We start from the raw sequence: 15,121 nt of genomic DNA on the forward strand, positions 1-15,121 counted from the left end.
AACGCTTTTTTTAGTCCCGAGCGACTTCCTTGCGAAGATCATCGGCGACAAATTCGACATTTGTTCCAATGATGATTTGTACAGAAGTTTTCCCTGACGTCAGTACCCCTTTGGCACCTGCTTTTTTCAATGTACCTTCATTTAATAAATCGGTATCTTCTACTGTTAAACGAAGACGGGTCGCACAATGGTCAATTGTGGTGATATTGCCTTTGCCGCCTAGTCCCTCTACGAGCATACTTGCTCCGGCAGTATGTGTATCATCCCCTGGGATATCTTCGATGTCATCATCTTCCCTGCCCGGTGTTTTTAGCTTTAACAATTTAATCAGGAAATAGAAAACAACAAAGTAAATCACGCCATAGATGACCCCAACCACAAGTAACAGAATTGGTTTTTGCGCAATTCCAAAACTTAAAACGTAATCAATCGCACCCGCTGAAAAAGCGAAACCGCTATGAATGCCTAAGGTGTTGACAATAAAGAGCGAAAGACCAGTTAATATCGCATGAACACCATATAAAAGTGGAGATAAAAACATAAATGAGAATTCAATTGGTTCTGTGATTCCTGTAATAAATGACGTCAGTGCCATTCCAATCATAAGACCGGCTGTTGCTTTTCGTTTTTCAGGCTTTGCGGTCACAACCATCGCGAGACATGCCGCCGGCAGCCCAAACATCATCACTGGGAAGAAACCAGTCATAAAGACACCTGCACTTGGATCGCCTTTGAAGAACCGCGCTAAATCACCTGTCGCTCCGCTGAATTCACCGAATTGAAACCAAAATAGATTATTCAGCACATGGTGAAGTCCTAATGGAATGAGCAAGCGGTTAAAGAAGCCAAACAGCCCGGCACCCGTTGCTCCAAGACTTAAAATCCACTCCCCTAAATCATTGATCACACTTTGAATTGGAGGCCATACATATCCAAAAACGGCTGCTAATAGAATGGTAAAAAGTGCTGTCATAATTGGCACAAGCCGTCTTCCACTAAAGAAACCTAAGTATTCCGGCAGTTTCGTGTCCTTAAATTTATTGTAAACGTAACCTGCCAAAAGTCCGCACAAAATACCACCCAATACCCCCATGTTGTTGGTCGAATTGATCGACATGGTACCAGCTGACAAAATAAAATAAGAGATCGCTCCAGATAACGCCGCTGCCCCGTTACCGTCCTTTGAAATACCAATCGCTACACCCATAGCAAAAATTAAAGCCAAATTCGCAAAAATTGCATTTCCTGCCGCATGAATAAATGGGATGTTGAATACATCTTCTCGCCCAATAGCCAAAATGATACCCGCTGCAGGAAGCACAGCGATTGGAAGCATAAATGATTTTCCTAACTTTTGAAAAAACTGAAACACCATCTTATTTCTCCCCCCTTCGTCATCATCATGAACAAATCTCTCATGATGTTCATAAAAAATATATCATATGCACATCTAGTTATCTATACCAATTTGTCCACATCTCACCCGAATCTCAGCCTTTACTCTTTTGGCGTAAAATGTGGTAAGCTATTGAATAGAATGAAGTTATAGAAAGCGGGAATGAACAGTGATTGTCAAACATGATCATGAGTTAGAAGCCTTAAAAAAAGTCGGCCGAATTGTCGCTTTGGCAAGAGAAGAAATGAAAAGCCAAGCGAACCCAGGCATGTCTACAAAAGAATTAGATTTGATTGGGAAAAAAATATTAGAAGAACATGGAGCCAATTCAGCTCCTGAAAAAGAATATGATTTCCCCGGTACGACTTGCATCAGTGTCAATGATGAAGTCGCACATGGCATTCCAAGTGAAAAAACCATTTTACAAGAGGGCGACCTCATTAATATTGATATCTCAGCAGAGCTTGATGGATATTATTCCGATACAGGGATTTCATTCGTTTTAGGTACAGGAGATGCTCGTCTTGAAGCATTATGCCAGTGTGCAGAGGATGCATTCCTTGAAGGATTAAAGCACGCGAAAGCCGGAAAAAGACAAAATCAAATTGGCCGTGCAGTCTACAATACGGCGAAAGAACAAGGATTTACCGTCATTAAGAACTTGACAGGACACGGCATTGGGAAAAGCCTGCATGAAGCACCTAACCATATTTTGAACTATTATGATCCATTCGATAATGCTTTGTTTAAGAATGGGACAGTGATCGCCTTTGAACCTTTCATTTCAACAAATGCTGAATCGATTTATCAAGCGGATGACGGCTGGACATTTAAAACACCTGATAAGAGCCTGGTCGCACAGATTGAACATACGATTGTGATCACAAAAGACGAACCGATTATTTTAACAAAGCTGTAAGTAAGCGGGTCCCCTCCTTCACTGGAGGGGATTTCAGCGTGTAGACAATCCCTTTCACGAATCTGTCACGACTAAACAAAAATGCCTGTGGTAAAATAGGCAAAGATATGCGAAAGGGGTCTTATTTGATATGTGGTTCATCATCATCGGTGTTATCTTCTTTATTGAAAGTATTATTTTAACGGTTGTAGGTATTAAGAAAAAACAATCCATGATGACCTACCTCGGTATTGTCATCATGATTATGACAGTGGGCATGATCATCGTTACCCTCAACCCGCCAAATTCATAAATAATTATTTCCAGCATATACATGGATCATAGGCAGATAGAATCAGTTTTCATTTCTAAACACCTGCACACTTTTCACGTCCTTTTTTGAGATGTTACAATGCAGGCAGTTTCCATTGAAAGGAGTTTTCTATCATGCATTATGGTAGCAAAGGCTGGTATGTCGAAGAATTAAAGAAGCTTGGTGTGACCAAGCATGAAGGAAGAAAGCTTCAAAGCTTTAAAACTTATTTCCTTGCAAATCTTCTTGAGCAAAAGAAAACGAGCTCTTAAATGTTGAAAAGCCGTACATCCATAGCAGATGTACGGCTTTTTTATATGGGCTGAACACGTTTTTCTAAAGACTTCCTGATCACATCTGCTAAGGCATCTACTTCAAGAACTGCTTTCAGCCTGTTTTGATCTACTTGACGGTATTTGACTTCATTGACTTCGTGGACTGTGATGGGATGGGGCGCTTTTTCGACTAACACAAGAGCTTCATCAGGAGAGACCATTCCTTCTTTCAGCACACGCAAATAAAAACCGGTATATCCCGTTTGCTGCACTTCCTTCACAAGCTTCATGTTTCCATGCTTAAGAGAGAGCTTCACACACGGCTGTCTTGGCTGGCTGACCTCAACTAGCGCATCCCCAAGCTGAAACACATCTCCAATACGAACTTCTGTCTCTACAAGCTGATGCACGGTCACGTTTTCACCGAAGGCTGCCTCCTGTAACGGCACCCCTAAAAATTGCTCAAAGTAAGTATAGTGATCATATGGAAAGACGCAAACGGCTTTATCATCACCTCCGTGATGGACCAAATCACCTTGTCCATCTCCATCAAAATTGAGCTTACTCAAATAAACAGGCTCGTGAATACGCTTTTTGTTGATGGCTGTTTTGATTTCTTTTCCATTCACATAGGTGGTGATAGGTTGTCCTACTTGAATTCCTTCGATGTCGTACCTTGTCTGCCCCACTCTCGCCATCTCCTTTGATTGTCTGATTGCTTTTATTTTACATGGTTTGACAGTCAAATCATAGTCGGTACGTGAAGGAACGAGACAGGTTATGGTACGATGAGAAAAAAGGAGAGATGACATTGGTTCATTATCACGCTATTGTAAAAGGACGAGTTCAAGGAGTCGGTTTTCGTTATTTTGTTCAAGGAGAAGCCGTCAATCGAGGGATAAAAGGCTGGGTACGCAACACAGATGAGGGTCACGTGGAGTTAAAAGTAGAAGGAGAGCAGCAGGAGGTGTTTGACTTTTTAGAGACCGTCCGTAAAGGTAGTCCTTTTTCAAAAGTCACACATTTGGACATGGAGCCGCTCACCAAGTTCGCCCATTATCAAGACTTTCGGATTAAAGGATAGTTGATGTGTATCCTTTATTTCACAACAGTAAATGGGTTTGCAACATAATAACCAATCAAGGTTGTACGTGAAGCATCTTTGTAGAGACTCACATGAACATCATAGTTGACTGATCCACTGTTAGGAAGTAATAAACGAGTAGGTGCTGCGAAAGCGTTTTGTCCAGAGATAGACCCTTCGTGTGTAAAGACTGGTGTCACTGGGAAAGTAAGTTTTCGAATAGCAGCTGTATAATAAAGTGTTTCATTTGTTATTGCTGTCATGTTGACGTTGACCTGAGGATGAAGCGAAGTATAAGTTGAACGATCGGTTGTCACCTTTAAATCGATGTCATTCTGAACCATTGCTACAGTCGTTGCTTTAGCTCTTTCATCACCTAGTGGTAGAAATCCGTTGAAACTGAATACAGCCAAAAATATGAGCAACGTCATTTTTTTCATCTATATTCCCCCTTTTTGATTTCACCGCCATTAAACCATCATTTTCCAAATCAAACAACATTCCAAAGACTCATTTCATACAAAAAAACCTAGCTTTTCGCTAGGCTCTTTCCGTCCCGTGGTAGGGTTTTTCCTGATAAAAATAATTCGGTTTCACGATCGTATTGTCATAGTGACGATGGAAGATATGCGTAGCAGCTGGTGATACTGGCGGAATCAGCCATGTCCAATCACCAGTCAGCTTACGATCAGCTTTTTCTTCCTGTTTTTCAAACTGCTTGAACTGATGGGCTGCTGTATGATGATCCACAATGGTCACCCCTGCTTCCCTGTAAGAATGGAGAACCGCGACATTCAATTCGACAATGGCTTTGTCTTTCCAAAGTGACGAATTTTTTGTTGTATCGAGCCCTAAAATAGAAGCAACTTTTTTCAGCATATTGTAGCGGTTTTCGTCAGCTAGATTACGTGCGCCAATTTCTGTTCCCATATACCATCCATTAAACGGTGCCGCATTGTAATGAATGCCGCCAATTTCTAATTTCATATCAGCAATAATCGGAACAGCATACCATTTCAGTCCTAAATCACCGAACCCATCATATTCAGGATGAGTGATCTCTACCTCTTGAACGATTTCTTTCGGAAGATCATACAAAACCGGCGGCTGATCTTTTAGCTGAAACATAAGTGGCAGAAGGTCAAAATGCGTGCCTTCGCCTTTCCAGCCATGCGCTTCACACAACTTGGTTAATTCAAGTGATGCCTCGTCCCCAATGATGCCATATTCCGACTCATATCCCGCATAACGAACGAGCTGATGATTATAAATAACGACTTCCTTCCGTCCCTTGTTCTCTGGTGGGAAGATGGTAATGGACGGTTTGATTTTACCCCCATTTGTCGCATACTCAATATGATGAAAGAGTGCCTCTTTCACCTCATCTTCTGTTGTCACGTGCCGGCAGTCATGCACATGCAGTGTTGACCAAAACAAGCGCCCAATGCACCGGTTGCTGTTGCGCCATGCCATTTTTGCCCCGTGAGCTAATTCTTCCTGCGTATGAGTATACATACCGTCAGACTCAATTTCTTGTTTTATTTCATGCAGACGTGCTGCTTTTTCTTCATTTGACTTGCCTAATTCTTCATAGCATACAGAAATAAAAGCTTCTGCTTCATTCCACAACGCTTCTTGGTTACTCAAACATACTCGCCTCACTTTAATACGAATATATCCATTGTAGCGGTTTCTATTGATAAATTCACTTGTTTCAAACCATTTTTTATCATATCGTGCGACGATTGTCCTTAGACAATGGATGAATCAATGACTTCAAGGGTCTTTTGGAGCCAGCGAACATACCCTTTTTCCCTTTCGATTGCTCTTGTCAGCACTAAATAATGCCCGAATTGAGTTGAATGCAGTGATTGGGCAGATGGATCTTCTTCTGTTAAAATGTTCAGTTTTTGTTCAAGCATCTCTACTTTCTTTGTTCGCTCCTGCAGCTGATGTGAGAAGAGACCGGCCGCTTCTTTTTGATCCATAGATGAGATAAAGAACGTTTTTAACATAAATTCATCTTTTGTTGTGTCTGGAATCGGGCCTTTTTTCCTTAACCACTCATGCAGTTCTCTTTTTCCTGCATCAGTGATTTGATAAACCTTCTTCTCTAGCTTCTTTCCTTGTATGTGAATATCAAATTCAATAAAACCCTCTTCTGTTAGACGCTTTAATTCAGGGTATATTTGACTATGCTTCGCACTCCAAAACTGTCCAAGGGAATCTTCAAAGTGTTTCTTCATATCGTATCCTGTCAGCTCACGCTGATCTAGTAAGCCAAGAATGGCGTATTTCAGTACTCTCATGACATGCCTCCAACGCATATTCTTTGACAATAGTATACCATACATCCTAAAATAAACATGTAAATCATTACATGTTTTAAACAACATCATTTTAATTGAAAGAAGGAATAAACATGGATCAATTCGTTGGACTTCATATGATTTATACGTATGAAAATGGCTGGGAATATGAGATTTACATTAAAAATGATCACACCATTGATTACCGCATTCATAGCGGAATGGTTGGAGGCCGCTGGGTTCGTGATCAAGAAGTGAATATTGTGAAACTGACAAAAGGGGTATACAAAGTTTCCTGGACGGAACCGACTGGGACAGACGTGTCTTTAAACTTTATGCCTGAGGAAAAACGCATGCATGGCGTCATTTTCTTCCCAAAATGGGTGCATGAACGTCCAGATATCACCGTTTGCTATCAAAATGACTATATCGACCTCATGAAAGAATCCCGTGAAAAATATGAAACCTATCCGAAATATGTCGTACCAGAATTCGCAGACATTACGTACATCCACCATGCTGGGGTAAACGATGAAACGATTATCGCAGAAGCACCGTATGAAGGCATGACCGATGAGATCAGAGCTGGACGAAAATAGAAAAAGCGGCACGCACTGTGCCGCTTCTAGATGGTTGACAAAGGACTAAAATGAACTTGATTTTAGTCCTTTTTATTTCATACCTAACGTCTTTTGAGATAACAAGAATCGGTAAACTGGTAGTTCATCGCCTACTTTTGATGCAATAAAACCCGATGACATATAACTGTCTTTTGATTCTGGTTCAAGGGCAAGTGACAACAAATTGGTCTCTGGCTGTGCCGTCACATATACCTTTGTTCCTTTTGGCAGTTGACGTTTCTTTTCAACGAGTCTCGTTTCAAGCTGAATATCTGTTTTGCTTGTTTCCACTCGTTTTGTTACCTGATAGGCTTGAACTGGCACTTTCATGCCAACAGGAAGTGTCACACTTTTTAACCCTAAAGTTCTGAGCTTTCTATCTACCCCTTCATGCCCTGGGAGAATGAGATAAGCTGTCGGCCGTTCTCTTGTTAAGACAGGAATCGCATCACTTGCACTATGAAAACGTACCGGGACATTGGTGGTTTGTCCTTTCTCAATATCCACCATTTCAAGTGAATCGTTCACAGGCGCCTTGAAAGCATCTTGAATGACCACTTGATCATCATCGTTGGATTGAAGACCTTTTTTCACAAGTTTCAGCCGCTCCGTCACCATTTGCTGCTTCACCTGCTTAGCATGCTTCACTGTTGTCTCAATGATTTTTTCATGAGTGGTGACTTGTGCTGCCACGCGCCGGGTAAAGTCCTCTCTGCCAATTCCAATCCCCCTACTTTCTACAAGAAAGGATAAAGCTGGTGAAAGCGCTAAGGCATTTCGGCCAATTCGTGCATCAGTTCCGCCTTCATAAAGATCGATTTTTCCGTCCTTCCCTCTTGTGTTTGTATAATATAAATCGTTGGAAAATCCCTTATTCGTCAATGTTTCACGCACTCCGTTGACGTACAATTCATTCGACGTGAAACGAATGCTTTCAGGAATGTTCAAATTCTTACCGGATAATATCAGCAAATCGTGATACTTGAGAGCACCTGATGCACCGATGTCTTCAAACTGCTTTTGACCAACATCATATTCATGGGCATCGATGACAACCTCGGGTGCAAAGCGATTAAATTCTTGATGAAGGGCTGTCAGCTCTGGAGATTCTAGTGTCATGTGGTCACGGTTGCCATCCATTCCGTTTGCAAGCCTGCGGTCAAATGCATAAGAACCATCTGGATTGATTCTTGGAACAATGATGACGTTGACATGGCTCAGTATACGCTCTCCTTCATCACCTGCTAGTCGTTTGGCGATGACAAGGGCAGATTCACCGGAGGCTGGTTCATTTCCGTGTATTTGTGCTTGAAGCCAGATCGTTGGCTTTTTTGACAGTGGAGAGATGTGACGATCCTTTGTAAAATAGAGAGCTGGAATGGACCTGCCTTCAATGGATGTTCCAATCTGTTTTTGCGTGGCGTAAGGACTTTTACTGACAATGTCACGTAAAAAATCTTGAAGCTCTTCTTGTGTGGTAAATGCTTCTCCTTTTTTCTGAAAGGCAGGGGTATCAAACGTTTCGTCAGGCTCAGGATACAGTTTTTGAACCGAGGCTGGCTGCTCATAGCTTTTTCCATAATAAGGGGTCTCTGCATTCGCTGAAGCTGGTGTCACCATCGACAAACTTCCTGCCATGAGGCATACAGCAGCAAAAAGAATGGTACTTTTCTGTTTGGACATGCTATCCTCTCCCTTCGTTGATTTGCATTATAAAGAAAAAAACAGCAAAAGTGTCAGCATTTTTCAAAAATATATCTTTTGGAGGAATCATGCATGTCTTTATCTAGGGCAAATGAATGGAGCTTGCCCTGCAATAGGACCTAAAAAAGAGCGCCTGCATGAGCAACAGACACTCTTCTCATTACCAGATCGAAATGGCCCCAATGAGAACCGCCATCACTGTCATGGCGACGACTGCAAGAACCGCCCATTTCATGCCAAATTTCTGATGCTGATCTAGTGATACCCCAACGAGTCCCACAAGTAAATGAGTCGATGGAACAAGTGGGCTTAACATATGAATCGGCTGACCAATGATAGATGCTCTCGCAATCTCAATTTTATCGACACCGTACGCTGCCGCTGTTTCTGATAGGATCGGCAGTACCCCATAAAAGTATGCATCATTTGGCATAAAGAAAGTGAAGATCCCGCTCGTTAGCGCGACAATGACTGGAATAAACCCGCCAAGCTGCTCTGGAATAGCTGAAACAATCGAAATCGCCATTTCATCAACCATTTTCGTCCCAGTTAAGATACCTGTAAAAACACCTGCTGCAAAGATCATGGAAGCAATCGCTAAGACGTTGGTTGAGTGAGCCGCAATCCGCTCACGCTGCTGCTCTAAATTCGGATAGTTCACGATAATGGCGACACAGAAGGCAAGAACAAACAGAACCGTTAAGCTTACTTTTCCAGACACAAGCAAGAGAACCAAAAGCAAAGTCAGTGTCAGGTTAAACCACCAAAGTTTCGGTCGCTTAATATCATCTTGCAGCGCTGCTGCCATTTCATTTGCATGAATCGGCTGTTCGAGCTCAATAACACCAAGACGTTTTCTTTCAGACTTCCCAAGAAAGTATGCCACCACAATCATGCTCAAAACCCCTGCACCAATGACTGGAATCATCGGGCCAAATAAAAGTGATGGATCAACGCCAAGTGCACTTGCCGCTCTAGGTGTTGCCCCTCCCCATGGAATCGTATTCATAATCCCCATGCCGACTCCGGCAATACCCGCTAAAATAATCGGACGAATGCCAAGCAGTGTAAATAGTGGAAGCATGGCTGTTGTTGTAATCATGTACGTTGTGGTTCCATCACCGTCAAGTGCGACAAGCATCGTCAGGACGGCTGTTCCGACAACAATTTTTAATGGATCGCCTTTGACGATCTTTAAAATTTTCGCCACCATTGGATCGAATAAACCTGCATCAATCATAATCCCGAAGTACAAAATGGCAAACATGATCATGACCGCCGTTGGTGCAACTTGCTGTACACCTTTGACAATCATGTCTGAAATTTCTGTAAAATGAAAACCTGCAATAAGAGCAAATGCAATCGGTGTTAATACCAATGCCGTTAAAACAGACATACGTTTCGTCATAATTAAAACCATAAATACAATCATCATAAGAAATCCTAAGATCGCTAACATTTCGTTCACCCCTTATGTTGTATACGCTTTCATTAAATGTTGGTATCCCATTTCCAACCCTTTCTGTCATGATATCTGACGCCTTAATTGAAGTAAATATTATGAATTTTAATTCTTTTTTGGTCGATAAATGCTTTTTGTTCATTTTGTGCAATTGTTGTTCTTTGTTGGTTCCATGAAAAAAGCGGTCTCATTTGACCGCTTTTTCTCCTTGTATAAATTGCTCATAACGCCTTAATTGATCTTCCATATAGACCTTTGCTTCTTTACTATTCATATAACGGCCTGTCCAGCCTTTTTGTTTTAACTGCTTTTTCCATGACTTCGTTTGCGTCATTTTTTGAAGAAGCTGATCCCATGCTCGAATGTCGTGCTGATTCATTTGCTTTGGTCCCATCACACCACGCCAATGAGAGAAAATGAGCGGAATCCCTTGTTCTTTCCAAGTGGGCACGTCTTTGAATCCTTCTAAACGCTGATTCGTTGTGGTCGCAACAAGCTTCAGTCTTTTCTTTTCATAATCGTGGCGAACCTCCGTAATGGTTGTAGTTGCCGCATCTACCTCATGGTCAATGAGTGCTTGGAATAAATCATCTGCACTGTCAAATTTTAAAAACTGAATGCGGTACGGATCTATCCCTGCCATTTCGGCAGCCCGTGCGAATGAGATTTGATCATCATTTCCAAAGTCCGGGGCAAACCCAATTTTTAAGGAATCCGGTTTCTTTTTTAGTGCGTGTAATAGCTCTTTTCCATTTGAGAAAGGAGAATCAACTGGCACTGCGACTACCTGCCACTCTTCCGCAAGAATAGCGAGCGGGGTAACATCATTCATGGTCACGTTACTGCTGCCCAGCAAATTACGGCTTAATAATAAGCTTGAATTTAAACTGATATAATTGGCATCTCGCTCCATCATATAGGTCCATCCTTTATCAACGGTTCCGCCTCTTTGATAAAGAATATGCACAGGCTCTTCCACTAGCTTTTCTTGTTCTAGCACGGTTTTCATCACTTGAGCTGTTTGGTCAAATCCGCCGTCAGGTACACCTGATACCACAATATATAATGGGCTGTGCTCCAGAAAAGAATCTTTTGCTGTTTTTTCATTAAAGGTGAGCGTTGTACAAAGGCAGACCAAAATGAGTAAGAGTATTCCTTTTTTCATTTTTATGACTCCGTTTGTTTTTTGGCGGGATAATATTTTCGTTCTGGTCTACCAATGATTCCATACGCCAGCTCTGCCCGGCATTCTCCCGTTGTCACAAGATACTCTACGTATCGTCTTGCTGTTGTGCGTGATGCGCCCATTTTTTCTCCGAGTTCTTCCGCTGTAATTCCGTTCATCTCTGCTGCCATGAATGTTTTCACTTTGTCCAAAGTTAATGAATTAATGCCTGTTGGCAAGTCTCGTTCATCCTTTTGCTGCGATTCTTCCTGTATTTGACCAAAAAACAGATCAATCATCGTTTGATTGACTTCATCTTTTGAATTGATTAACTCTCTCTTCTCTTTATATTCGGTTAAAACCTGCGTGAATTTTTGTGCGGTCACTGGTTTGATTAAATAATGAACGACTCCATAATGCAGTGCGTCTCTTAACAGCATCGTTTCCGTTGCAGCCGTGATAATGATCACATCCACTTCAGGATGGCGCTCTCTTAACAGCGGCAAAAGGTTCGTGCCGAGCTCATCAGGCATGTAGACATCAAGCAAAATGAGATCCACTTGTTCTTTTTGAAGTGCCTCCCACAGATCCTTTGCACTCTTTGCCTTGCCGGCCACTTGAAAGCCTTGTACCTTTTGTATATAAGATTCATGAATCGCAGCGATTCGAAAATCATCTTCCGCAATGAGTACCTTTATCACAACCTATTCCCCCTTTGTGCCTTTCGGTATGTAAACAGTGAAGATGGCACCGCCTTCTTTTTGGTTCGCAACTTCAATCCAGCCCCCAAGTTCATCTAGCACTTCTTTGACATTGGCAAGTCCATAACCTCGCCCTTCTCCCTTTGATGAATGTCCTCTTGTGAAAAGTTGTGAAATGGCTCCTTCATCTACACCATCCCCTGAATCAGATACCTCTATGATAATATCAAATCCAATATCTGTGATGAACAAGCTGACTTCTCTTTTCTCCTTATTCAATACAGCCTCAAACGCATTGTCTACGAGATTGCCAATGATGGTAATAAAGTGAGATAAACTTAAATGGGCTGGGAGCGGCTCCAATGAACTATTTTCATCAATGTGAAAATGAACCTTTTTCTCAGATGCCTTTCCTAACTTCCCAAGTAAAATGGCTTGTATCTTCGGAGAGCGAATTTGCTTCATGAGTAAATCATGCTGGCGATTTTGAAGTGTATACTCTTCTTTAATTAACTCAATGGCTTCATCCACTTGTTTCAACTCAAGCAAGCCTAAAATAGCGTACAGCTTATTCGAAAATTCGTGTGTTTGTGCTCTAAGGTCTTCTGAATATTGACTGACCTCTGTCAATGTATCCAGCAGCTTTGTCAGCTCGGTTTTCTCCCTGAAGCTCACAATTCCTCCAAATACCCGATTGTCCTGCACCACTTTTTTGACATTTAGCACGAAGGTTTTATCATTGACGACTGATTCTATGTTAGGTTCAATCGTCTCTACCTTTAGATAGGAAAGAAGATTGGCATTTGGCAACACTTGATCAATATGAAGAGGCAGCGTTGAAGAGACGCGCAGCATCTGTTCAGCTGACGTATTCATCATCGTAATGGCACCTTTACGGTCAAATGCAATGATTCCCTCTTTAATCGCATGCAGCATCGCTTCTCTTTCTCGATATAATGAAGCAATTTCATGCGGTTCAAGCCCTAATATATCTTTTCGAATACTCCTTGTTAAAAAAATCGCTCCAAAAACCCCAGGCAAGAGCACAAGAAGGGCAATATAACTTAATTTGAATAGTTGATGAGCTGTCGCTTGGTCGATATCTCTTTTTAAAAATTCGACACTGACTGTCCCAATAATCTCTTCATAACTGCCAGTTTCTTTCATGATCGGAGCACTTCCTCTGACAACGGTTTCACCATCAGAATCACCCGTTGATATGGAAGTTCCTCCAAATAGCAGTGTACTTCTTCCTTCCGACACACTGATGGTTTTCCCTACATCCTCATGATTCGTATGAAAAAGAACCTTTCCTTTTTGATTGGTGATAAAAATGGCATGCGCTCTTACTTGCTCTTTCATTTGCTCAAGCACAGCCTGTTCTTCATTTTGCGAATCTCCCGTAGCCACCGATGTTTTAATGGGCGGCATATAAGATATCGTTCTAGCAGTTTGCACCGCCAGCTGTTCAGCTTGACTCTGCCTTTCTGATGTCTGCAAAAAACCAAAACAAATGGTCAATAAGGCAATAACAACAAGCAAAAGACCAATAATTAACCCCAAAATTTTTGTTTGTAAAGTGACTTTCCTTTTGCCCATCCTCACCGCCACAACCCCTAATTCAGTAGATTCACCCGAATAGACTCTAAGAAAATCATATCATTTTTTCTCATGAAGTTAAGAGAAAATTCACACAGACAAAAAAGGATGACTCAGTATTGAGTCATCCCTGTGTGCCTATTACGTGATGGATAAACCAGCACTTGCATAGCCTGCTACAGTATTCACTAAGGAAAGACCAGTAGCTGTTGCCGAGAATACAACAAGCAATCTTGTTTGCGGTGTGACTGGTACATTTAAACCAGTAGCGATACCGTTTGTAATAGCCCCTATCGTTAAAACACCGGTTAACGCTGGAGCCAATGTAACGCTCGCTACTTGAGTGAAGCTGTTATCTGGTGTTGGTGAAGCAAACAGACTAGCAGTTACAGTAATACTCGTGCCAACTAAAGAAAGGGCTGCAGTCGTGCTAAAATAGCCAGCAAATGACGTAATGGTTCCAGCTCTTGGAACGGAGAATGCCATGTTTAACAATGTTCCTGCTGCTCCGGTTAAATCAATGATTCCTCCTACAATACTGACACCAGTGGCTGAGTTACCGAATCCGACCAAGCTAGATGTTCCAACTAGACCGCCTGCGATTGTGGTTAAAACAGCTGGCGTACCAGATGCAAATGGAATAATCGCACTTGATCCTGTCGCACCTGTGGCGCCTGTTGCACCGGTTGCTCCCGTGGCGCCTGTTCCTGTAGCCCCTGTTGCACCCGTATCTCCTGTTACACCTGTGGCGCCTGTGACTCCGGTCGCTCCTGTTGGACCTGTATCTCCGGTGACACCGGTTGCTCCCGTGGCGCCTGTCACACCTGCGGCTGCCAATAACGTATAATCTGGAGACGTATCTGGTGTGCCAGTTGGTGGTGCTGTATTTACGACATAAGTTCCACCTTCATATGTCACCACTTGACCTACTGGATAGGTTGGAGCTGTTGCTGGGTCAAATGCCAAAATACCAGCTAACCCTACTCCGGTTGCCCCGGTATCTCCCGTTGCACCTGTGGCTCCGGTTACTCCAGTCGCTCCCGTATCTCCTGTTGCACCTGTGGCTCCGGTTACTCCAGTCGCTCCCGTATCTCCCGTTGCACCCGTGGCTCCGGTTACTCCGGTCGCTCCCGTATCTCCCGTTGCACCTGTAGCTCCGGTTACTCCGGTCGCTCCTGTATCTCCCGTAGCGCCAGTTGCTCCGGTTACTCCAGTCGCTCCCGTATCTCCTGTTGCACCTGTAGCTCCCGTTACTCCAGTCGCTCCCGTATCTCCCGTTACACCTGTGACTCCAGTTACTCCGGTCGCTCCCGTATCTCCCGTTGCACCCGTGGCTCCGGTTACTCCGGTCGCTCCCGTATCTCCCGTTACACCTGTGGCTCCGGTTACTCCGGTCGCTCCTGTATCTCCCGTGGCGCCTGTCACACCTGCGGCTGCCAATAACGTATAATCTGGAGACGTATCTGGTGTGCCAGTTGGTGGCGCTGTATTTACGATATAAGTTCCACCTTCATATGTCACCACTTGACCTACTGGATAGGTTGGAGCTGTTGCTGGGTCAAATGCCAAAATACCAGCTAACCCTACTCCGGTTG

General features: G+C 42.8%; 16 protein-coding genes. 5 read left to right on the forward strand and 11 right to left on the reverse strand.

Annotated features, from left to right (window positions below; genetic code table 11):
* Positions 1-10 precede the first annotated feature (10 nt).
* Complete coding sequence (gene nagE / locus ACTJKA_RS14130; protein ID WP_345912150.1) at positions 11-1,375, reverse strand: N-acetylglucosamine-specific PTS transporter subunit IIBC; 1,365 nt, start codon at positions 1,373-1,375, stop codon at positions 11-13.
* Positions 1,376-1,565: 190 nt separating this feature from the next.
* Here nagE and map point away from each other — a divergent pair, with 190 nt between their 5' ends.
* From map to ACTJKA_RS14145, 3 genes are all read left to right on the forward strand, one after another.
* On the forward strand, positions 1,566-2,315 hold the full coding sequence (map, locus tag ACTJKA_RS14135; protein ID WP_345912149.1) for a type I methionyl aminopeptidase: 750 nt from the start codon (positions 1,566-1,568) through the stop codon (positions 2,313-2,315).
* Between the two features lie 130 nt (positions 2,316-2,445).
* A complete protein-coding gene (locus ACTJKA_RS14140; RefSeq protein ID WP_008341770.1) occupies positions 2,446-2,607 on the forward strand; it encodes a hypothetical protein in 162 nt (53 codons plus the stop codon).
* 134 nt (positions 2,608-2,741) lie between these two features.
* The gene (locus ACTJKA_RS14145) at positions 2,742-2,879 is read left to right on the forward strand and encodes a YflJ family protein (RefSeq protein WP_008341771.1); all 138 of its coding nucleotides are present in this window, start codon (positions 2,742-2,744) and stop codon (positions 2,877-2,879) included.
* Between the two features lie 41 nt (positions 2,880-2,920).
* Here ACTJKA_RS14145 and ACTJKA_RS14150 read toward each other — a convergent pair whose 3' ends face one another.
* Positions 2,921-3,571: an MOSC domain-containing protein gene (locus ACTJKA_RS14150; RefSeq protein WP_336750337.1), complete on the reverse strand. Its 651-nt coding sequence runs from the start codon at positions 3,569-3,571 to the stop codon at positions 2,921-2,923.
* Between the two features lie 122 nt (positions 3,572-3,693).
* On the opposite strand from ACTJKA_RS14150, the gene ACTJKA_RS14155 reads away from it, so the two are divergent.
* The gene (locus tag ACTJKA_RS14155; protein WP_035391366.1) at positions 3,694-3,966 is read left to right on the forward strand and encodes an acylphosphatase; all 273 of its coding nucleotides are present in this window, start codon (positions 3,694-3,696) and stop codon (positions 3,964-3,966) included.
* 14 nt (positions 3,967-3,980) lie between these two features.
* Here the strand turns inward: ACTJKA_RS14155 and ACTJKA_RS14160 are convergent, their stop codons facing one another.
* The 3 genes from ACTJKA_RS14160 to ACTJKA_RS14170 all read right to left on the reverse strand — a co-directional run bounded on the left by ACTJKA_RS14160 (position 3,981) and on the right by ACTJKA_RS14170 (position 6,275).
* On the reverse strand, positions 3,981-4,406 hold the full coding sequence (locus tag ACTJKA_RS14160) for a hypothetical protein (RefSeq protein WP_336750336.1): 426 nt from the start codon (positions 4,404-4,406) through the stop codon (positions 3,981-3,983).
* Between the two features lie 100 nt (positions 4,407-4,506).
* A complete protein-coding gene (locus ACTJKA_RS14165; RefSeq protein WP_007496564.1) occupies positions 4,507-5,613 on the reverse strand; it encodes a nitric oxide synthase oxygenase in 1,107 nt (368 codons plus the stop codon).
* Between the two features lie 104 nt (positions 5,614-5,717).
* Positions 5,718-6,275 (reverse strand): PadR family transcriptional regulator, encoded by a 558-nt coding sequence (locus ACTJKA_RS14170; protein WP_041506617.1) that lies wholly within the window; start codon positions 6,273-6,275, stop codon positions 5,718-5,720.
* A 113-nt stretch (positions 6,276-6,388) separates the two neighbouring features.
* Between ACTJKA_RS14170 and ACTJKA_RS14175 the strand changes: the two genes are divergently transcribed.
* A complete protein-coding gene (locus ACTJKA_RS14175; protein WP_008341777.1) occupies positions 6,389-6,874 on the forward strand; it encodes a phenolic acid decarboxylase in 486 nt (161 codons plus the stop codon).
* 72 nt (positions 6,875-6,946) lie between these two features.
* Here the strand turns inward: ACTJKA_RS14175 and ACTJKA_RS14180 are convergent, their stop codons facing one another.
* The 6 genes from ACTJKA_RS14180 to ACTJKA_RS14205 form a co-directional block, all read right to left on the reverse strand.
* The gene (locus tag ACTJKA_RS14180; protein WP_440607806.1) at positions 6,947-8,578 is read right to left on the reverse strand and encodes a M14 family metallopeptidase; all 1,632 of its coding nucleotides are present in this window, start codon (positions 8,576-8,578) and stop codon (positions 6,947-6,949) included.
* A 181-nt stretch (positions 8,579-8,759) separates the two neighbouring features.
* The gene (locus ACTJKA_RS14185; protein WP_008341779.1) at positions 8,760-10,058 is read right to left on the reverse strand and encodes a citrate:proton symporter; all 1,299 of its coding nucleotides are present in this window, start codon (positions 10,056-10,058) and stop codon (positions 8,760-8,762) included.
* 190 nt (positions 10,059-10,248) lie between these two features.
* Positions 10,249-11,226, reverse strand: a complete 978-nt coding sequence (locus tag ACTJKA_RS14190; RefSeq protein WP_046342937.1) for a tripartite tricarboxylate transporter substrate-binding protein — start codon at positions 11,224-11,226, stop codon at positions 10,249-10,251.
* Positions 11,227-11,228: 2 nt separating this feature from the next.
* Complete coding sequence (locus ACTJKA_RS14195) at positions 11,229-11,927, reverse strand: response regulator (RefSeq protein ID WP_041506621.1); 699 nt, start codon at positions 11,925-11,927, stop codon at positions 11,229-11,231.
* A gap of 3 nt (positions 11,928-11,930) precedes the next feature.
* Complete coding sequence (locus ACTJKA_RS14200) at positions 11,931-13,526, reverse strand: sensor histidine kinase (protein WP_046342934.1); 1,596 nt, start codon at positions 13,524-13,526, stop codon at positions 11,931-11,933.
* A gap of 141 nt (positions 13,527-13,667) precedes the next feature.
* The coding region (locus tag ACTJKA_RS14205; RefSeq protein WP_440607807.1) for an exosporium glycoprotein BclB-related protein at positions 13,668-15,121 on the reverse strand (1,454 nt) is incomplete at its 5' end.

This window comes from Bacillus sp. 22190, from assembly GCF_052045575.1.
Taxonomy (GTDB): Bacteria; Bacillota; Bacilli; order Bacillales; family Bacillaceae; genus Bacillus; species Bacillus altitudinis.